This window comes from Proteus sp. FME41 (assembly GCF_014897315.1).
Classification (GTDB): Bacteria; Pseudomonadota; Gammaproteobacteria; order Enterobacterales; family Enterobacteriaceae; genus Proteus.
Genome location: NZ_JABUYL010000001.1, coordinates 268,795 through 288,580, shown reverse-complemented (window position 1 = coordinate 288,580; position 19,786 = coordinate 268,795). Strand labels below are relative to the sequence as shown.

Annotated in this window: 20 protein-coding genes and 1 pseudogene; 8 read left to right on the top strand and 13 right to left on the bottom strand. The window is 35.4% G+C overall.

Going from position 1 to position 19,786, the window contains the following annotated elements; all coding sequences use genetic code 11:
* Positions 1 to 104: 104 nt before the first annotated feature.
* Positions 105 to 443: a PTS system regulator TmaR gene (gene tmaR / locus INT04_RS01325; RefSeq protein WP_036937771.1), complete on the bottom strand. Its 339-nt coding sequence runs from the start codon at positions 441 to 443 to the stop codon at positions 105 to 107.
* Positions 444 to 698: 255 nt separating this feature from the next.
* A complete protein-coding gene (locus INT04_RS01320; RefSeq protein ID WP_193014357.1) occupies positions 699 to 1,961 on the bottom strand; it encodes an MFS transporter in 1,263 nt (420 codons plus the stop codon).
* 253 nt (positions 1,962 to 2,214) lie between these two features.
* Here INT04_RS01320 and INT04_RS01315 point away from each other — a divergent pair, with 253 nt between their 5' ends.
* The 3 genes from INT04_RS01315 to sbcB all read left to right on the top strand — a co-directional run bounded on the left by INT04_RS01315 (position 2,215) and on the right by sbcB (position 4,816).
* Positions 2,215 to 2,628, top strand: coding sequence for a VOC family protein (locus tag INT04_RS01315; RefSeq protein WP_193014356.1), 414 nt, complete (start codon positions 2,215 to 2,217; stop codon positions 2,626 to 2,628).
* 34 nt (positions 2,629 to 2,662) lie between these two features.
* Positions 2,663 to 3,274: a LysE family translocator gene (locus INT04_RS01310; protein WP_193014355.1), complete on the top strand. Its 612-nt coding sequence runs from the start codon at positions 2,663 to 2,665 to the stop codon at positions 3,272 to 3,274.
* 111 nt (positions 3,275 to 3,385) lie between these two features.
* Entirely contained in the window at positions 3,386 to 4,816 is a 1,431-nt protein-coding gene (gene sbcB, locus INT04_RS01305; protein WP_193014354.1) for an exodeoxyribonuclease I, read from the top strand.
* A gap of 67 nt (positions 4,817 to 4,883) precedes the next feature.
* Here the strand turns inward: sbcB and dld are convergent, their stop codons facing one another.
* Entirely contained in the window at positions 4,884 to 6,644 is a 1,761-nt protein-coding gene (gene dld / locus INT04_RS01300) for a D-lactate dehydrogenase (protein ID WP_193014353.1), read from the bottom strand.
* A 648-nt stretch (positions 6,645 to 7,292) separates the two neighbouring features.
* Between dld and INT04_RS01295 the strand changes: the two genes are divergently transcribed.
* Together INT04_RS01295 and INT04_RS01290 are read left to right on the top strand one after the other, a co-directional pair.
* A complete protein-coding gene (locus INT04_RS01295; protein ID WP_193014352.1) occupies positions 7,293 to 8,942 on the top strand; it encodes an alpha-keto acid decarboxylase family protein in 1,650 nt (549 codons plus the stop codon).
* Positions 8,943 to 9,306: 364 nt separating this feature from the next.
* The gene (locus INT04_RS01290; RefSeq protein ID WP_193014351.1) at positions 9,307 to 10,197 is read left to right on the top strand and encodes a hypothetical protein; all 891 of its coding nucleotides are present in this window, start codon (positions 9,307 to 9,309) and stop codon (positions 10,195 to 10,197) included.
* Positions 10,198 to 10,512: 315 nt separating this feature from the next.
* On the opposite strand, the gene INT04_RS01285 is transcribed toward INT04_RS01290, so the two are convergent.
* From INT04_RS01285 to INT04_RS01275, 3 genes are all read right to left on the bottom strand, one after another.
* Entirely contained in the window at positions 10,513 to 11,007 is a 495-nt protein-coding gene (locus tag INT04_RS01285; protein ID WP_226893908.1) for a fimbrial protein, read from the bottom strand.
* 1,036 nt (positions 11,008 to 12,043) lie between these two features.
* Complete coding sequence (locus INT04_RS01280) at positions 12,044 to 12,394, bottom strand: hypothetical protein (RefSeq protein ID WP_166539417.1); 351 nt, start codon at positions 12,392 to 12,394, stop codon at positions 12,044 to 12,046.
* Complete coding sequence (locus tag INT04_RS01275) at positions 12,394 to 13,017, bottom strand: VENN motif pre-toxin domain-containing protein (protein WP_193014349.1); 624 nt, start codon at positions 13,015 to 13,017, stop codon at positions 12,394 to 12,396. The genes INT04_RS01280 and INT04_RS01275 overlap by 1 nt, the downstream gene beginning before the upstream one ends.
* Positions 13,018 to 13,376: 359 nt before the next feature.
* Here INT04_RS01275 and INT04_RS01270 point away from each other — a divergent pair.
* Positions 13,377 to 13,529 (top strand): annotated as a pseudogene (locus INT04_RS01270) (SymE family type I addiction module toxin); the annotation flags it as partial.
* Positions 13,530 to 13,568: 39 nt separating this feature from the next.
* On the opposite strand, the gene INT04_RS01265 reads toward INT04_RS01270, so the two are convergent.
* A complete protein-coding gene (locus tag INT04_RS01265) occupies positions 13,569 to 13,889 on the bottom strand; it encodes a hypothetical protein (RefSeq protein ID WP_193014347.1) in 321 nt (106 codons plus the stop codon).
* On the bottom strand, positions 13,886 to 15,667 hold the full coding sequence (locus tag INT04_RS01260) for a VENN motif pre-toxin domain-containing protein (RefSeq protein ID WP_193014346.1): 1,782 nt from the start codon (positions 15,665 to 15,667) through the stop codon (positions 13,886 to 13,888). The genes INT04_RS01265 and INT04_RS01260 overlap by 4 nt, the downstream gene beginning before the upstream one ends.
* Before the next feature lie 161 nt (positions 15,668 to 15,828).
* Here INT04_RS01260 and INT04_RS01255 point away from each other — a divergent pair, with 161 nt between their 5' ends.
* Complete coding sequence (locus INT04_RS01255) at positions 15,829 to 15,996, top strand: hypothetical protein (RefSeq protein WP_193014345.1); 168 nt, start codon at positions 15,829 to 15,831, stop codon at positions 15,994 to 15,996.
* Positions 15,997 to 16,220: 224 nt separating this feature from the next.
* Here INT04_RS01255 and INT04_RS01250 read toward each other — a convergent pair whose 3' ends face one another.
* Together INT04_RS01250 and INT04_RS01245 are read right to left on the bottom strand one after the other, a co-directional pair.
* Entirely contained in the window at positions 16,221 to 16,757 is a 537-nt protein-coding gene (locus INT04_RS01250; protein WP_226893907.1) for a hypothetical protein, read from the bottom strand.
* Entirely contained in the window at positions 16,708 to 17,946 is a 1,239-nt protein-coding gene (locus INT04_RS01245) for an EndoU domain-containing protein (RefSeq protein WP_193014344.1), read from the bottom strand. Before INT04_RS01245 ends, INT04_RS01250 begins: the two co-directional genes overlap by 50 nt.
* Before the next feature lie 212 nt (positions 17,947 to 18,158).
* Between INT04_RS01245 and INT04_RS01240 the strand changes: the two genes are divergently transcribed.
* Positions 18,159 to 18,287, top strand: a complete 129-nt coding sequence (locus INT04_RS01240; RefSeq protein WP_193014594.1) for a SymE family type I addiction module toxin — start codon at positions 18,159 to 18,161, stop codon at positions 18,285 to 18,287.
* Positions 18,288 to 18,330: 43 nt separating this feature from the next.
* On the opposite strand, the gene INT04_RS01235 is transcribed toward INT04_RS01240, so the two are convergent.
* The 3 genes from INT04_RS01235 to INT04_RS01225 form a co-directional block, all read right to left on the bottom strand.
* Positions 18,331 to 18,873, bottom strand: coding sequence for a hypothetical protein (locus INT04_RS01235; protein ID WP_226893906.1), 543 nt, complete (start codon positions 18,871 to 18,873; stop codon positions 18,331 to 18,333).
* A 57-nt stretch (positions 18,874 to 18,930) separates the two neighbouring features.
* Positions 18,931 to 19,173 (bottom strand): hypothetical protein, encoded by a 243-nt coding sequence (locus tag INT04_RS01230; RefSeq protein ID WP_193014343.1) that lies wholly within the window; start codon positions 19,171 to 19,173, stop codon positions 18,931 to 18,933.
* Positions 19,174 to 19,256: 83 nt separating this feature from the next.
* Positions 19,257 to 19,529, bottom strand: coding sequence for a hypothetical protein (locus INT04_RS01225; protein ID WP_193014342.1), 273 nt, complete (start codon positions 19,527 to 19,529; stop codon positions 19,257 to 19,259).
* Between the last annotated feature and the right edge of the window lie 257 nt (positions 19,530 to 19,786).

The window sequence follows — 19,786 nt, the reverse complement described above, 5'->3', positions numbered from 1 at the left end:
GGGTAACTATTAGCAAATTAACTTAGTGCTTATTAAGCCAAAAATAAAAAAGCCCCTAAATATTCAATTTAGAGGCCTTCAATTTCTTATACTTAGTAAAGCAATTAGTCTTTTAGATCAGGAAGATTTTTAATTTCCCCCATCGCTTTTAATTGCTTAGATAATTCACGGCGCTCTTTAGACAGATCGGCATTTTTAATAATGTAATCGTCAACACGATCATCATAGTCACTACGCATATTTGCAATAATACCAAGTACATCTTCAATCGACATACCAGGCTTAATATATTCACTTAAGTTGTCTAATAAAAGAACACGCTTTTGGTTATCACGGATCTTTTTCTCATTGTCAGTGATCTCACGACGGATTTTGTTTTTACGACGATACATACGCACAAACTCCAGTACGTTTTGGAAAGACGGCTTGTTTGCGTTATCCATTTCCTACACCTTTACAATTGATATTTAAGATAAATAGCTCTGTTTAAGATTATCGCTTAATCGTGTCAATAAACAAGCAATGTTTACAAATTTAATTGATTTTGCTTAATTAACAATTAATTAGAATGACATGTATTAATAAATATAGTCAACATTGTTTAATGAGTAAATATACGTTCATTAATGATAAAAAAATGGCTACACATTTTTATCGGTAGCCAAAATTGACACTACAAAGGATAAATCAAAAAGCAATTAAACGGGTTGAGTTTTATTTTGATCTTCATGCTGCAATACATCAAATGGCAATAAAGCTTTTGAATCTGAGCATAAAAAGACAGCGGAAAGAAGTGTTGTTCCAGCCACAATACATCCCATCACCATATAGGTTGGTGCAAAACCATAATGATCGTATCCATAACCTGCTAATGGCGAAAGTAATGTCGCTACAATAGAACTTACACATTGGAAACCCACTAAATACAGTGTTGAAGATAAACGTTTATCAAAATGTTGACTGTTATATTTAAAAATTGAAATTAATAAAATCGGTAACTCAACGGCATGTAATAATTTCATACAAGAAATTAAGATTGGCCCTTCAACTAATCCCGAGCCAATAATACGTGCGGCCATAACACTACTTGCCAGCAATAAACCATTTTTAGCCCCTATTCTATTTACCAAGAAAGGGGCAAGAAACATGCCACCAGCCTCTAAGAATACCTGTAATGAATTCAGGTATCCGTACATTTCATTTCCCTGCTGTAATGTCGCAAATTGTGATGAAAAAAACACTGGAAACTGTTGGTCATACACACCATAAACACACGTTCCAATCACAAATAAAATAAGGGCCCAAAAACGAGGTAATGAAAGTAAATTGAGTGCGTCTTTTATTGTAATTGCCGACGTTTTACCATGTTCTAATTGATTAAAGGCGTCGGACTTACCTGTTTTTAACAAAGCTAAAAGAATTAAGAACACAACCCCAGAAATAGAGGCCATGACAAAATTGTAATTAGGGTCGATATTAATATTGTGTCCAGCAATAAATGTCGCGGATGCCCAACCTAGTGATCCCCACATTCTCGCCCTACCGTATTCAAAACCACGAATACGACTAACACGCTCTGTATATGACTCTAATACGCCAATCCCTGCATTAAAGGTCATACCGACATATAAGCCCCCTAAAATGGAACCCATAAAGATATTCCAGCGTAATATTGATGCAAAACTAAGAAAAAATGGCCCTGAAAGAATCAATAAGATGGCGATCACTAATAATAAATTTTTTCTTAATCCTAATTTATCTTGAATAAAGCCATATAAAGGTTGAGCACATAATGCAATCAGAGAAATAGCAGAAAATATTAATCCTGTGTCAGTCGCTCTTAACCCGACATACTGGTTTAGCCAAATAGAGACTAATGAAAATGATGAAGACCAGGTAAAAAAGAAGAAAAATAACAGTGCACTTAAGATCGCATAGTATTTTTTTGAGTCTTTGTTCATTGGTTAAGCGCCTTATAAAGTCATTCCACCCTTAAATGTTAACGTTAACTTTTAAGTTAACAAACAATTTTATCGCTTTAATGTGATATGAAGCACATAAGTTAACGTTAACAATTTGAGTTACGTGTTCTAGATCCACTTTTACTTTTATTACCGTTATTCACAATAAAACGCACAAATAGGTATCATATATTTCATTTTCTTTGGTTTCCTTTGCTAAAATAGCTGTATCTTTCATAACTATATTCAAGCCATGCTAACTGATTTAAACCACCTAACACTCGCCGTCAATAATGTGAATAAAAGCTTTGCCTTTTATACTGAAATATTAGGTTTTAAGCCCCTTGCTTTATGGGATAACGGCGCTTACCTACAACTAGGCTCCTTATGGTTATGTTTATCTCACGATAAACGCCATATTACTGAAGACAGTGATTACACCCATTATGCTTTCAGTTTATCTGCAAATAATTTTGAAGCCTTTAAACAACACCTTTTATCTCATGGTATTACTGCATGGAAAGAAAATAAAAGTGAAGGCGATTCATTCTATTTTTACGATCCTGACCATCATAAACTTGAAGTCCATGTGGGTGATTTAAAAAGTCGCTTAGAAGCTTGCCGTCAACATCCTTATTCCGGTATGCAATTTTTCGACGAAGACTAAAAAAGTATCAGGACTAATCAGCGAAGATAATACTATGGATATATTGGGTTTTATTATTACTTTACTGCCTATCATTATCTCGCCGGGTGCAAGTTTTACAATCGCTTTAGACAATACCCTAACCTATGGTGTAAAAGGGTTATTGATCACGATTATAGGCACTGCATTAGGCATTATTACTCACGGGATTTTAGTAGGATTGGGAATAACCAAACTCTTAGTTTCGTCCCCCTCTGCTTTTATAGTGTTAACTCTCCTTGGCAACTTATATTTAATTTATCTTGGCATTTCACTGATACGCTCTGGATTAAAAGCGGCTAAAAACACCACTATTATTCATCAAAAAGCCTCTATTAAAACCGCTTATATTGCTAATGTGCTTAACCCTAAAGCAATTATGTTATACCTCGTGGTTGTTTCCAGCTATGCAGGGTCAACACCAACATTAGTTAATTATCTTGCCTTATCTTCCATTCATATTTTAATGATGACCATCTGGCTGATTGCTTGCTGTGGTTTTATTTTATTGTCATCACAAAAAATCAATATTATTACCATGAAAAAAGTAATCAATATTAGTGGTGGCACACTCCTACTTATCCTTACTGCCACACCCTATATTAAACACTACATAAGTGTGCTTTGATCTGACATTTCACGTTTACCGCGTTATGGTTTACCATAGTCTTAATTAAGCCCAATACAACTCATTGAGTAATGATTTAAAAAATCATCAATAAACTTACGGTAGGAAACCTTGTCTAATTCAGCGAAAACGCCCACATTTTACGTTCATGACTACGAAACCTTTGGCACACGCCCCGCACTGGATCGTCCAGCACAATTTGCAGGTGTTAGAACTGATATGGATTTCAATATTATTGAAGATCCTCTCGTTATTTATTGCAAACCTAATGATGATTATCTACCCCATCCAGAAGCTGTGATGATCACAGGAATAACACCACAAATTGCGGCAAAAAATGGGATGGTTGAAGCAGAGTTTACTCGCCAGATCCATCAAGCTTTTAGCCAACCTAATAGTTGTATTATGGGTTATAACAACCTTCGTTTTGATGATGAAGTCACTCGTAATATCCTTTATCGTAATTTTTATGATCCTTATGCTTATAGCTGGCAAAAAGGAAATTCGCGTTGGGATTTACTTGATGTTTTACGTGCTTGCTATGCGCTGCGCCCTGAAGGTATTGTTTGGCCTGAAAATGAAGACGGTTTTCCAAGTTTCCGTTTAGAGTTATTAACCAAAGCCAACGGCATTTCTCATGAAAATGCGCATGATGCGATGTCTGATGTTTATGCCACCATTGCGATGGCAAAAAAATTAAAGCAAGCTCAACCAAGAATGTTTGATTATTTCTTTAATTTACGTGATAAACGCAAAGTGCAGGCGCTAATTGATATTCCCGCAATGACACCGATTGTGCATGTTTCAGGTATGTTTGGTGCCGCGCGTTCTAATTTAAGTCTTGTTGCCCCATTAGCGTGGCACCCTGATAATCGTAATGCGGTTATTGTTTGTGACTTAGCCGCAGATATATCTCCTCTATTAACTCTCGACTCAGACCAATTACGTGAGCGTTTATATACACCACGTAGTGAATTGTCAGTTGATGAGCCACCTGTTCCAATTAAATTACTGCATATTAATAAATGTCCAATTGTGGCACCACAAAATACATTGAGACAGCAAGATGCAGATAGAATTGGTTTAGATATTGATGCTTGTTTAACAAACCAAGCGATCTTGTTTTCTCATCCAGAAATACGCAATAAAGTCGTGGAAATATTTGCTCAACAAACGCCTTTTGCTGTATCCGATAATGTTGATTCACAAATTTATAATGGTTTTTTCAGTGAGAATGATCGTAGTGCGATGGAGATCATTCGCTCAACACAACCTCAGAATTTACCCGCTTTAGATTTAACGTTTGAAGATGCAAGAATGGAACCGCTATTTTTCCGTTATCGTGCAAGAAATTACCCTTCAACACTTAATTATGACGAACAACAACGTTGGTTGGCGCATAGAAAAGAGATGTTAACGCCAGAAAAACTCACCGAATATATTAATATTATTCAGTTATTAGCTGAAGAACATGCTGATAACGAGGAAAAATTAAAACAGCTACAAGAGCTTTATTTATATGCTCAAGAGATTGCAAGTTAATTGATAAAATAAAAGGCGGGTTTTAACCTGCCTTTCTTGTTGCTTAAATAAGCTCAGTATAAAACTATTATTCTTTATTCTCTGTATTAGCATCATTATGAGCATGTCCACAACCACACTCATCTCCCCAATATTTTAATTTTGAGGTTTTACCAATACCTGGGTTCATGCTATTGGTTGGATCGTTATGTTTATAAAATGCTTTTAATTGAGGCTTAGCATAATACATATGACCCACGTTATGCTCTGCGGGATATTCTGCTCCACGTTGATCTAATAACGCCAGCATTTCTGCTTTTAGCGCCTTCGCATCAACACCTTTTTTAATAATGTAATCTTGATGCATAACGTGGCACATAAAATGACCACAATAGAGTTTATAAAGTAATTTACTCTCTATTTCTGGTGGTAATTTTTCAAACCAATCTTTGTCATTACGACGCAATGCAATATCTAATGGCAATACATCTTCAACGTCATTCACATGAACAGCATGATAACGAACAGCAGCACCAGCGGCAGCAAAGCGATGTAAGAATGCTTTATTACCTTCCTCTTCTGTACATTCAAAATAATCACCTGAAGCTTGTTTAAAGTATTCTTTTAAATAGGTAGATGCCTCTTCAATACCCTCATCAGCCATTCTTAACATTAAATGATGTTCATATTTATCACGGAAATCTGTCATACGCTCAGGTAAATGAGCTGGCCATAATTTGCTCATAAACTGCATGATTCTATCGGCCATATTTTTAGGTAAAAAAGGCACTTTATTTAATACCGCATCAACTCGCCCTTTTACAGCAAATAGAGTTGGCATTTTATCTGTGCCTAATTTATCTATTACTAAAAACGTATCTTTCCCATACTCCTCAGCCATTTTATAATAGCTTCTGTGCATATATTCCCCTGCGACAGGAAGTGTTTTAAAATGACTTAAAATATGACGGCGAATATCTTCAAGTTCATCTGGATTATTAGTCCCAATATAGAAAACTTGGGTGTGATGATCTGCAGGAAATGTATCTAATCGTACTGCAAATACAGATAACTTACCTGCACTACCCGCCGCTTCATACAAACGACGTTCATCATTATTAAAACGAGAAGGTGTATTGGCATCAACATCACGTATACGTTCATGGTATTCATGATCAGACGCCAATTTTTCTGTCGCTTGTATTTGTTTCTCGTGATAATGACGATTATCTAAATTCGTTAAAATCTCTTCAGGTGTTTCACCTAAATCAATTCCTAAGTGATTAACTAATTCGGCCTCACCATTTTCATTAACACGAGCATACAGCGATAATTCTGTATAAGCAGGTCCTCGACGCACTAAAGCTCCGCCGGAGTTATTGCAGATCCCACCAATAACAGAAGCGCCAATACAAGACGAACCAATAACAGAATGAGGTTCACGTCCTAATGGCTTTAATACTTTTTCTAAATGCCACAGCGTACTACCAGGAAAGGCAATAACTTGATTATGCTCTGAGAGAACCTGTATTTTATCTTGACGTAATGTACTAATAATCACGATATCTCTATCATAATCATCGCCATTAGGTGTCGAACCTTCTGTTAATCCCGTATTCGCCGCTTGCATAATAATAATTTTATCAGCTTCAACACAGATTTTAAAAACACGCCACTGCTCTAATAGATTAGCAGGAAATACAACCGCTAATGCCTTACCTTGTCCTGAACGAAACCCTTTACGATAGCGTTCCGTTTTATGTGCTTGTGTTAATACCTGCTTTTTACCAACAATACTTTCAAGCTTACGAATAAAGTGTTGATTTACAGAGCTATTACTCTCATTCATATTCCCTATCCTATTCCTGTCTTGTCTGATTTATTTTTACTTTGCTCGTTTTTATTATTTCTTATAAGACTACGTGCAAAACATCAACTTATCATTTATACAAGTATTTTTGTACTGCTATCCACATTTGCTAAAAAAATAATATTTTCTTATCTTTAATCACTTTCATTATTTAAAGATAATTTTAGTATTACGTATCAAATTAGAGTGCAGATAAACTTTAATTTATTCTTTTAGCATCAATTTTTCACTTCCTAACTAACTCCACACTTGGAGATTTCGATTTTTATCACTATTTTTCTTGTAAACATGATTAAATCACACTCCCAAAACTTCACCATCACAATAATTAAATCCAAATAATTATTACATACAGAAACAATACTTCTCGCATTATAAACCCCACGGTAATTATAAATAAAATCATTAATGAGAAATCATTAAAAAAGAATAAAACAAAACCAATCAAACAGTTATGAATATTAACAGAATAATAAAATATCAAAAATCGATAAATTAATTCTATTTAATTACATTATCAATAATAAACTATCCCCTCTTATATTATTTTCATAATAAAACATTAAGCACAATCTAAAAGTATAACTATTATTTAATTGATTATTATTTTAAATATTTGGAGATAACGTGAAGAAGACTGTCGTTGAATATATTTTAAACCGTTTATATGATTTAGGAATCAGTGATATTTTCGGTGTTGCGGGCGATTATGCTTTTCCTATTGAAGACACTATTTGTAATAGTAGCCATATGCGTTGGATTGGTAACTGTAACGAATTAAATGCAGCTTATGCGGCTGATGGCTATGCTCGAATTAAAGGTATGGCCGCGCTATCAACAACATTTGGTGTCGGTGAATTAAGCGCAATTAATGCTATAGCGGGTTCTTATGCAGAAAATCTACCGATCTTTCATTTAGTCGGTATGCCAACAAGTGGTGTACAAAAAAGTAAGCGTCTCGTTCACCATACATTAGGTAATGGCGACTTTGATATTTTTTATCAATTAGGCCAACGTCTTGCTTGTGCTCATGCAATATTAACACCTGAAAATTGTATCGCTGAAATAGAGCGTTTAATTACCACAGCATTAAAAGAACGTCGCCCTGTTTATATTGGTTTACCGTCTGATTATGCCATGATGCCAGTGATAGAGAATACATCAGTTACAATACCTAAAAAGCCAACAAGCGACAAAAAGGCACTAGAAAAAGTCGTATCAACCATTATTGAAAAGCTTATACACAGCAATAGTATTTGTGTATTGCCTGGTATTTTATCCTCACGTTTAGGCTTATCAGATAATGTTCAACTGTTTATTAATAAAACAGGCTTACCTTATGCCACTATGTTTATGGATAAAAGTATATTAAGTGAGTCTAATCATCAATATATTGGTATGTATGATGGTAAATTAATGACACCTGATGTCAGAGAATTTGTCGAAAATAGCGAATATGTAGTAGGAATTGGTGCAATAATGACTGATTTTAATACAGGCAGCTTTACTGCTGATATTAAACCAGAACAATTTATCAGTATCATGCCAGAATATGTTGTCATTGATTCTGTTATCTACTCTTCTATTTACATGGAGGATATTCTCTCAGAGCTAACAAAACGACTACCAAATAAAACTTATCATCAGATAAAAGCCAAGGGATTAGGTGACGCTATTTTCTCTAATAATGGTGAAATTACAGCTCAATATCTCTATCCTCGATTAGAAAAATTCTTTAAGCCTAACGATATTATTATCGCTGAAACAGGCACTTTCTCAATGGGATTAGGTTTCGCCTTATTACCAGCAGCTGCACAATTTCATAATCAAACATTATGGGGTTCTATTGGTTGGGCAACACCTGCATCCTTTGGTGCCGCCCTTGCAGCACCTGAAAAACGGATTATCTTAATTACGGGTGAAGGTTCACATCAACTCACAGTACAAGAAATTAGCCAATTCGTTCGGTTTGGATTAAAACCAATCATTCTTGTTTTAAATAATGATGGTTATTTAATCGAACGATTATTATGTGATTATCCAGAAGCCTATTATAACGATCTGGCACAATGGAATTATCACTTATTACCTAAAGCCTTTGGTGCAAAAGATTGGCATTGTGAAAAAGTCACAACAATTAATGAGTTAAATAAAGCACTTGAAGTTGCTGAATCGACAGAAAGTGCATCTTATATAGAAATAGTAACAGAACGATATGAAGCCTCTGAATTAGCACAAAAATTAAAAGAGTCTAAAGATTCTCTCTATTCATTCTAAATTATGCTAAGCATAATACATTAATATAAATAAAAACCTAACGGATAAATTGAGTTAGGTTTTTACACTATTTTCTCATACCAACATTCTTAATATGATAAAACAAAAATGTTCAATATTTTCACACTACATCATAAAATAATAATATTCTTTTTTTACATCATCCCTATCCAAAAAAAATATATTTATCCATAAATATTTATTTTTTGACACTTTAAAACAAAATTTTATTTTTATAGTCTCAATAAAGTCATCTATTTTGAGATATGCTAATATAAACCACTTTATTATTTAATAAACTCAAAAAAACATGTATTTACACTAGAAAATTAGATTTATATTTTAAAATTAACAAGGATGACTTATGTTAAAAAAAATAGCCTTTTTAAGCATTATATTGGTTCTCAGTGGGTGTGACTTATTTGCAAAGAAAATAGCCTTTACTATCGATAACCCTACTGATGAAGCCATTACAGTTCAAGTCGATAATAATACTTATACCTTATCTCCTCGAACATACGAAAAAATTGAATTAATAAAAGGAACACACGCGGTCACCTACCAAAATGAAACTGCTCATTTTTACCTTTATGAAAATAGTCGAGGTGGGATGATCAATCCTACAATGTCACCTTATTACATTAACTACGTTTTCTATAAAGTTGAAAATGACGGTTTAGATTATGAAAAAACAGCTAAAGAGATGCTATTTTCATATAAAAACACAGACACCATACAAGGTGTTTTATATTCCGGATATTTTCTTAAATTTGATAACCTTATTGTCGAAAAAATAGGTGATACCTATGAATGGGTTGTTGACGTTAATGAAGATTATTTAGATGGTTATCGTGCAAAATCAGCATTACTTATTACTGGTAAACTTTTCCGTGAAGATGATTATATTAAATATATCAAGGCTAATGACGGTATTACGATAACACCAGCTACAGATTACCAACAAACAAACAGAACAGTAAAAGATGCCTATCTTTTTTATCCTGCGATTCAATTAACGACAGATTGCCAACAACTGAATGATTTTATTAAAATATTTAATAATGATTTAATCAAATATCAAGGTGTTAATACAACTGATGATGAAAGAAAAGTATTAGCAGAAAAACTACGCTATTACTCTATTAATTATTTTTCAGCAAAAAAAGAGTGTAAATCTGATTCTTATAAAATGGATCGCGCTTTTGATAATCAACTTAAATTTATTTTAAGTCGTTTTGTATTGGTTTTAAAATAGTCAATTAAGTAAAGATGGTCCTATTCGAGTTAAGACATATCACCGAACTCACTCTAGTGCGCCTAAATTTGCCAATAATAAAATTGACGGTTACAGCGCTGAGGTTCCGATTGATATTCCTGACGATCGTTTTATTTCCGTGCGTGTACAGATGCCAGAACAATCAATCTATAAAGTGAGCATGTGCAGATGGAAGAAGCGCAGAAAGCGGAAGAGGAACGCAGGCAAAAAGAAGAAATACTTTCTATTGATTGTTAATTTTATACGTGAATCGTGAATATAGAGGAGTTTGACTCCTCTATATTAATATAATAACTATTTATATTGCAGAGTATAAACAACACTACTACTTACTTTACCTGCGGTAGTTTCACCGATTGCATAGTATTCGACAGCATAAGGTAGTGTTGCTTTCTTATCTTTTATATTCACATAAGTAGTATCAGTGACTTGTTTAGTATTACCTACTTTTATAGGAGTAAAACCATTACTACCATCCAATAACTGCAATTGAACAAACGTTGCACCAGTTGGTGATGTATCCATATTTTTTAAGCGACCAACTGCTTGGTCAACAGTAGCGCCTGTCTCAAAGAAAGCAGAAACTTTTCCATGAACAAATGCATTGACAGCCGCTCGAGTGACGACAGCATTCTCCTCAAAATTACAATCATAAAGGTTCATATTAAAAGAGGTACGACCCGTTACTTGTCCTGCTTGAGATAAGGTATTTGTACTCACTGTTGGCAATATAATGAGAGCATTAGGACCTTGACCTTCTATATCAACCTTACAACTTGTGTCGGTCAATTCGCCATTGAAATTTACAGTACCCGTATTGTCAGCAGAAAAGACGGTGCATGTCGTTAAACTTAATACAACTATTAATGATGTATTTAGAAACGTTTTATTCATGAAATACCTCTGTGTTTATAATTAAATATAGCCATGCGATAGCATATAAACTCTTATTAATTAAAGAAAATTGGTTATTCCAATATAATATTATTAAGCGATAGTTTATTTCTATAAAAGTGTAATTTAAAAAAACATCAATAAATACAGCCTGATACAATTATCATCTGCAAGTTAAAAACAAATTAATTATATTACTAACTTAACACTCTAATTTATATTTACATATCAATATAAAAACCCAAATATTATCTTTATAAGACTATTTGTATAATTTCAAATTACGTAAACTACCCTTAAAAAGAGTTATTTTTTCTTATAAATGGTCATTTGATATATAAGATCACATTAAATTAAGATGATTCTTAAGTTAATTTACCAACTCCAGTGCATTAACCTTCAATATTGCCCATCACACCTTGCGTAAATGTGGTGATAGCTTGGATTGCACGGGTGTATTTACCCCCCGTGCCAAAGTCGGATCGGTTGGTATAATCCTGTAAGGCTTGTTGAAAGAGGTGATTCTGAATCGGCTTTCGCTTGGTTCGTGCCACGAAGAGTATCAACCGTAGTTGCTAAGTCGATAACTAACCACCAGTGCTTGATGATTTATGAGTTGAAACTAAAAGTTACTCCCTCACTCGCCAAGCCGGACAGTGGATTATCCGGCTAACTGAGGGGAGATAAATAGAACCTACAATTTATTTTTTTGATAGAACGTCAAAGATGGCCCGTAATCTGATTCTGAGTTATAAAGTTCAATTACAAATTCTTTTGTTGGAAATACTTTTTTGAGCGACATTTCCCAAGAACACTGCATTACTTTGTATAACTGCAAAAAAACCGAATCCGATATATCATCTAAATTACCAGTGAATAGGTCATATAAGTACACATGATTTAGCATCTTTTCTATTGCTGCTCGATGCTCTTATCTAATCAACGTTCCCCATTTTATGGATATAAACGGTTTTACTCTTATCTCAACTTTTGTTCTTATATCTTCTAAGACTATTTCAGAATATAAATATTCACCAGCCATATCTTCTTTTATCATAAATTTATTTACACTTTCACTGAGGTGCCTTGCGATTTCATTCCCATTAAATTCTAATACTGTTTGTATCCATCCTTCTAATATACTAAAAGAAAATACTAGGTGAACTCCATTATTATCTGTAAATTCATATGCAAAATGCCGATCCAAATGATCAACTAATGTCGGTTCACTTTCAAAAAACGAAAGTAGAGCTAAATCATCAGGATGAGATTCAATAAACATTATTTTCTTCCTTCTTTTGGTATTGTTGTTACAAACCGTCGAGTTCCATCAGGCATGATTTCAAATGATGTTTCTAATTTTGTTACTTTACCTGACGGACCAAATAATAATGATTCCCTAACTTCATATTTACCATAATTATCACTATATACTTTTATAATGTTTCCTTGTGTCTTAGGTACATTTGAGAGGTGAACCATTAAAAATTTAGCACCTTTTTCATCTGTTGAAATACCTAAACGCCTCATAGATTGTTCTAATTGAGTCGAACGAGCTGCATTGGCAACGCCTGCGCTATTATCGCTGATTAAACCGCCGATAATCCCTGAAGTTAACGTTGCCCATGCACTTATATTCTGCTTTTCAGTCTCAGTGAGTTCTTCGGGAGTTTTGCCATAAAGTGAGTGCGATAAAATACCCACTGTTTCCCCTGTCATTGCGCCAGAGGCCTGTACTACTGCATTCTCACCTTTTGCCAGTGCAAGGCCTGCATTCAGTAAGCCGTGCGCTATCGTGCGCTGAATATCACTTTCAACACTGTTACCTTGAATTTGGTTTTTCACTTCATTAGCAAGATAAGGCGCGGAACCATTAGCAATCGCGGTAACAATATTGTTGCCCATTACACCTTGCGTAAATGCGGTGATGGCTTGGATTGCACGGGTGTATTTACCCCCAGTACCAAAGTCAGATTGGTTGGTATAATCCTGTAATGCTTGCTGGAAGAGGTGATTTTGAATATCACGCTCAGTAACGTTATCGTTAGTTTCTGAAAGAGCTTGATAGAGATTGTCGTAAGCCGTATCACAAAGATTATCGAGTTTTGAATCGGCTTTCGCTTGGTTCGTACCACGAATAGTATCAACCGTGGTGGCTAAGTCGATAACTTGCGCAACTAACGAAGGTAGTCCCTATTGCTAAGCGCGATTTTAGTGTAAAAACACAGACAGCTAAAGTATAGGAGGTTAAAACCAGACACTATACAGTGGGTTATACCCCTAACCGAGGTACCCGCCCCAACCCGAAACTGGCTTTCAGTGGTAAGTGGTTGAGTGAGCTAGGGTTTGAGGTAGGTAGCCACTACCCCCTCACCCGCCAAGCTGGGAAGTTGATTATCCGATTGGCAAAGAAGTAAGGGGTTAAGGGAGATCCCTGTGAATGCAGGGATCTATTATCAATAAAAATTATCGTCTAACTGACCTTCTGATTTTAATATCTCTAAAAATCTTTTATAGGCGGTTTCATCTAATTCAAGCAAGTCATCTAATAATGATTCTTCGATTAAAGCCCAATGATATACGCCAGAACCAGCACCATCATTTTGGAAGTAAATTAATGTACCAATAAGTTTCGATTCTATTAGATCAACCTCTGATAAATCATAAACAGACAATCCACCATAACCTTTAGGCAAACCAAGACATAATGATTTATTGTTTATCCAATAAATAGCAAACACATCAATCAGTTCACCGCTCGATTCTTGTATTCTCATTTAATATTATCCTTTATTGTATCTACAACTTGTTTCGGATCTTGTTGAACCCTCTGAGGTGTAGTAATTTTCATATCGTAAGCTTTACCAGTCGTTGAGTTATACTGGTAATGCATTGTTATAGTTTGACCATCTGGGAGTCTATGTTTCGCTTCCATTTTTTGGAATCCAGCTGATGTAGGAAAACGAGGATCATTATTAAGCCCAGGTAACTCTTTACCTTGTAGTGGCTTAGATTGAACTGATTTCCAAAATGTTTGCTCATTCAGATCTCGGGGAATAGCAGTTTGCAGACCAGGCTTCGCAGTTGATATTTTTTCTGCATTTATAATCAGCTGTTTATTATAAACTGAGTTAACTTCTTTCTGACCAAGATTTTTAGTATTGTTTGAATTCTCACCAATTCTATTTAGCGCATTTTTTTCTGATTCTAACTTGGTGTTATTGATTCGTTTATCTGTTGTTCCACGATTACCTTTACCACTTCCACCATTAATCATTCCGGGAAGTGCCATCGCTATCAAACCGGCTGCTTCTGGTTCAAGCCCCATTGCCTCAAATCGTTTAGCCCACTGATGTTCGACTGTGATCCCTGTCGCATCCATACTCAACATATACACTGCAGGCAGATAATCACGAAATTCATCAGGTAACGATTTGTCTGCTGCAAGATGTTTTATTGCTGTATCGAAAGCATTCCATTGCTCAACTAAATAGCCATACTTTTGCCGACACTGCTCTGGCGAGGTTGAACAAATCTGCTTTATTTCTTCCTGTTGCTTGACATTGGTATCTACCATATCACGAATAATTTTCTGACATTCATCACCAACACAATTTCTTGCCTGATGGGCAAAATTTTCTAATTGATTCGTACTCAAAAAGTTATTCTCAACCACCACCTTCCCTGCTTGAGCAGCATTGGCAACGCCTGCACTATTATCGCTGATTAAACCGCCGACAATACCGGAAGCTAACGTTGCCCATCCACTTATATTCTGCTTTTCAGTTTCGGTGAGTTTTTCGGGGGTTTTGCCATAAAATGAGTGCGATAAAATACCCACTGTTTCCCCTGTCATTGCGCCAGAAGCTTGCACTACTGCATTCTCACCTTTTGCCAGTGCAAGGCCTGCATTCAGTAAGCCGTGCGCTATCGTGCGCTGAATATCACTTTCAACACTGTTACCTTGAATTTGGTTTTTTACTTCGTTAGCAAGATAAGGCGCGGAACCATTAGCAATCGCGGTAACAATATTATTGCCCATTACACCTTGCGTAAATGCGGTAATAGCTTGAATTGCACGGGTGTATTTACCGCCCGTACCAAAGTCGGATTGGTTGGTATAATCCTGTAAGGCTTGTTGAAAGAGGTGATTCTGAATATCACGCTCAGTAACGTTATCGTTGGTTTCTGAAAGGGCTTGATAGAGATTGTCGTAGGCCGTATCAGAAAGATTATTGAGTTTTGAATCAGCTTTCGCTTGGTTCGTACCACGAATAGTATCAACCGTGGTGGCTAAGTCGATAACTTGCGCCCCAATTTCGCCCACTAATTGTTGTTTTTGTTGACGATTTTGCTCTTTTTCTTTATCGAAAATCTTATTTAACGTGCTGTGAGCATTATCCGTATCTTGGCTTAATTGCGCGATATCTTGCTGTTGATTGTCGCTATCACGCACTGTCCATGTCCCTTGTGATACCGCAGATTGAGTGGTGTTTTCAGCGCTGTCACTATGGTTGCCTGCCATCGCTAATGCATGCCCCATATTCGCCAGCATATTCCCTTCAACGCCACCTGAAGTACTTACACCACCAGATTGATGCTCAACTTTATATTCTGCATAGTTATGGATATCACTAAAGCCTAATGTACCTGTATCTAACTGATTATTTTAGCTTCTGCTGTAACTGCACTTAAAAGATAAGGACTAAGGTATTAGTGAAAATATCGACTTCCCCCGTGGTGGTATTGGTGGTGCAGTTTTTGATTGCGGTAACCAAGGTAATGGAAGGCTCCGCTTGCAGTGCGCCAGAAAGGTTATTGCCAGATAATACGGTTAATGCATTTATTACAAATGAAGATAAATCCAACTTAGTCCATAACTGACTATCAGTGATAAGAGTATGAATAGGTTAGGGTTATAGGTTAGAACACACTACACCCTCTCTTACAAAACTGGACCGTTGTGAAGTGGTCAACTAAATCTGGGCATCAGAAAGTGTGTAAGGTAAATACACCGAATTATTTACAATACCTGTAAGTTGACGATTAAAAAAGAAATCCCAACACTTTGAAATACTTTCCACCGTTGGGATTTTCTTTAAAACTCATCAATAAGGCATTCCATACGAACCTTCTAGTGATTCATATAACTTTACCGCCACGTCACCTTCCGCAATATATTCAACATCAATGGGTTCTAGCTGAATTTGAGGATTAGTATAATCTGCTTCTAAAAATTGACGATACTGTTCCAGCACATAAAGAATTTGTTCAATTGTGAGTATAACCTGCTGTTCAATTACATACTCACAACCGATAAAAACTTTATCTTGTACAGCTAAAACCCAATGGGCGTTCCCCATACCGAAGCAACCATCTGCTAATTTTCCTTCAATAAAATCAGAAAAATTTCTTATCCAAATATCAATTGAGTTAATAGAATATTGGATATCATCGGACAACCAAGCAGCTATTTCACAAACTCCATAACCTTGTTTTGGTATTCTTCTAATATCTTCATTAGTGTTCATACCAGATGGAGCATAATGTTGATGGAATTGGCTCCATCTTAAGTATATTTTTCTGCTATACATATCATTGTTTCCTACCATTATATACTGGCCAAGCAGTTGCACCTGTTCCATCGGGTTTTCCATAATACCCTTCAATTTTAACTCCCGAGGACGATACCCCTTGCCATACTTCCTTTCTAAGAGAATCTGGTGATGAATTTTTAAATGCACTCTCTATTTCCTGAGCGGTTTGTCGCTTAGACCAATGTTCAGGGAAAAATGTTGTTTCACTTTGCTTTTTTATCCATTTTCCTGTTACTTCATTTCTTACTGATATATACCCTTTTGAGACACCATTTATATCTGGTATAGCTGTCCATTTATCAACCCTTACATTTGGATCTCTTAAATAATGGCCTCCACCTGCTTTTTGAAAACCATTTTTATATACTTTTACTTCTCCATTAAGAATATGATCCATTCGTATATAGGCTGTTTTGAAGCCATTGCCACCTTGCTCCTGAATTAATTCTAAAGGCGTAGATGATGGTTTAAAATCATGTAGATATTCACCGCCTTCCCACTTCGGAATTGACTGCCCACCTTTAACAAATGCCAAATAGGTTTTTGCTGCTATAAATTGAAGAGCTTTCGCTGTTGTAGTCGGTGGAGTACTTCCCACTATTTCAGCTGCTTTTTCTAGTGTCATCTCTTGTTGTGTTAAAAACACATCAAGCGGTATACCCGTAATATTTCCCCATGCAATCATTATCCCCAAAGCCGGATCTTGCCCCTCAGGGTGAACTCCTTTCGTCGCTCTTGTTAACGCAGTATTGATGTCCTCTATACTATTATCATTTTGTGCCATCGAAATAGCCAGTGATGACATGGCTTGCCCATAATCGGCCATTCCTGAAGGCAGATCTTTAGGACCAAATACATTATTCTCAACCACCACTTTCCCAGCTTGAGCTGCATTGGCAACGCCTGCACTATTATCGCTGATTAAACCGCCGACAACCCCTGAAGTTAACGTTGCCCATGCACTTATATTCTGCTTTTCAGTCTCGGTGAGTTCTTCGGGAGTTTTGCCATAAAGTGAGTGCGATAAAATACCCACTGTTTCCCCTGTCATTGCGCCAGAGGCTTGCACTAAGGCATTCTCACCTTTTGCTAGAGCAAGACCGGCATTCAATAATCCATGCGCTATCGTGCGCTGAATATCACTTTCAACACTATTACCTTGGATTTGGTTTTTCACTTCGTTGGCAAGATAAGGCGCGGAACCATTAGCAATCGCGGTAACAATATTGTTGCCCATTACACCTTGCGTAAATGCGGTGATGGCTTGGATGGCACGGGTATATTTACCGCCCGTACCAAAGTCGGATTGGTTGGTATAATCCTGTAATGCTTGCTGAAAGAGGTGATTTTGAATATCACGTTCAGTAACGTTATCGTGGGTTTCTGAAAGGGCTTGATAGAGATTGATCGTAATTTAGATTTGAAAAACTAGCACCAGAGAATTAGTCCATAATTGCAAGTCCAAAACTGACTATCAGAGGTAATTGGCTGAGTGAGTTAGGGTTTACGGTGGGTAGCAACATCACTCTCACCCGTCAAACCAGACGGGTGATTATCCGAACGGCTAAGAGGAAGTGATAACATTAACGAAGATCCCATTGTAAGTTGGGATCTTTAGCAATTAAATAATGATAAGCTCACCATGTCGATCAAAAGGCACATTCAGATCATAGTGACGAGTATAAGCATTAACTATATGCCTTAAATAACTATTTAGATCCCATTCAGTAGCTTCTATAATTTCTTCATTCTCATCATATTGATAAATGATATTAGGTGTAACTGATGCTGTTAAAACAAAAAAATATTGAGTATAACTTTCCACTGCAATAAAAAATGGTTTTTTATCTAATAAATCATATTGTTGAATAGCAGAGAGTTCCTCTCTCATTCCTGATTGCATCAATATACTTCCTCTTATTGTTTTTTGATTTCTATAAAAAAGAAGAGGATCATCGCCAAAAAGACCACCACTACAACGCCCTATACTCGTTAAAAAATCATATAACTGATCTTTCACTTCGATATCATATAAACGTTCGATTTTTTTTATTTCATCATCAGAATAACCTCGCATATAGCTAACATCAATAGGTAATTCTGGATAAACTGAATGTAAAAATTCGATTAATTTTATATTCATAGTATTATTAATTTCGTCCAAAGCTAAACTCAAGGTGATATATTAAAAATAAAACTTTTACCAAATAGTGTAAAATCATTATATTTTATTTTCCTTTATATAGAGAATTCCAAAGCCAATCCCTGCGGGTATACCTCCGCCTATGCTAATTCTTAACGCTCGTTTAAATTCAATTAAACTAAGTGAAATAGGTCTTTCTGCATAAAAATAAAAGAATAAATCTATGCTAATATAAGTAACTATTGCAACAATCAATAATGATAAAGTAAATAAAATCATTAATGCTATAATAAGTACAACAATATGAAATATTCTTTTCATTGTTATTCTCCAGTTTCATTAATTATGTCTTGCATATAACTTGCACTAACTTCCGCAGCCCCGCTATCACCAATATTACCTACTCAAGAAAAAATTCTAATTTCGGATACTTCCTGCATAATATAAGACTTTCCCTTAACTGCTGGCTCTGAATATTTTATCAATACTTCATTCAACTCAGGATCATTATCTTTTGTTATTATTTTACCAATCCAATTAGTTACAGGTTTTACTATAAAATTACCTAATCTGTCCACTTTCCCTGTTATATTGGTTTTTCCATAATATCCTTCAATTTTAATTTCAGGAGTTAAGGATTGATGTACTCTGTGGGGCTTAATAGTTATATCTATCAATACCCCCTGTAATTTAAGAATTAATTTTATTAGCCATTCTGTAAAATCACATTAGTGCCTTTTATATTCTAAATAGTTAACTAAACAAATTACGGCTCCTAAAAACAATCCCATTACTCCTCCTATTTTTAATGCATCAATAAAATCATTTAATTCCCAAACAAACGAGTTTTTTTCAAAATATAACATTAGTTTAACTAGAAGTTTAATTAATATTATTGTCAAAAAAACAGTTACACACATACTCAAAGACCAAA

Bases quoted from the DNA above. Each gene is read 5' to 3' on its own strand.
- INT04_RS01260 (WP_193014346.1), bottom strand. From the start codon at position 15,667: ATGCTGGCGAATATGGGGCATGCATTAGCGATGGCAGGCAACCATAGT.
- INT04_RS01275 (WP_193014349.1), bottom strand. From the start codon at position 13,017: ATGGGCAACAATATTGTTACCGCGATTGCTAATGGTTCCGCGCCTTAT.
- INT04_RS01280 (WP_166539417.1), bottom strand. From the start codon at position 12,394: ATGTTTATTGAATCTCATCCTGATGATTTAGCTCTACTTTCGTTTTTT.
- INT04_RS01250 (WP_226893907.1), bottom strand. From the start codon at position 16,757: ATGGAACAGGTGCAACTGCTTGGCCAGTATATAATGGTAGGAAACAAT.
- INT04_RS01320 (WP_193014357.1), bottom strand. From the start codon at position 1,961: ATGAACAAAGACTCAAAAAAATACTATGCGATCTTAAGTGCACTGTTA.
- INT04_RS01265 (WP_193014347.1), bottom strand. From the start codon at position 13,889: ATGAGAATACAAGAATCGAGCGGTGAACTGATTGATGTGTTTGCTATT.
- dld (WP_193014353.1), bottom strand. From the start codon at position 6,644: ATGAATGAGAGTAATAGCTCTGTAAATCAACACTTTATTCGTAAGCTT.
- INT04_RS01315 (WP_193014356.1), top strand. From the start codon at position 2,215: ATGCTAACTGATTTAAACCACCTAACACTCGCCGTCAATAATGTGAAT.
- INT04_RS01290 (WP_193014351.1), top strand. From the start codon at position 9,307: ATGTTAAAAAAAATAGCCTTTTTAAGCATTATATTGGTTCTCAGTGGG.
- INT04_RS01245 (WP_193014344.1), bottom strand. From the start codon at position 17,946: ATGGGCAACAATATTGTTACCGCGATTGCTAATGGTTCCGCGCCTTAT.
- tmaR (WP_036937771.1), bottom strand. From the start codon at position 443: ATGGATAACGCAAACAAGCCGTCTTTCCAAAACGTACTGGAGTTTGTG.
- INT04_RS01310 (WP_193014355.1), top strand. From the start codon at position 2,663: ATGGATATATTGGGTTTTATTATTACTTTACTGCCTATCATTATCTCG.
- INT04_RS01230 (WP_193014343.1), bottom strand. From the start codon at position 19,173: ATGAAAAGAATATTTCATATTGTTGTACTTATTATAGCATTAATGATT.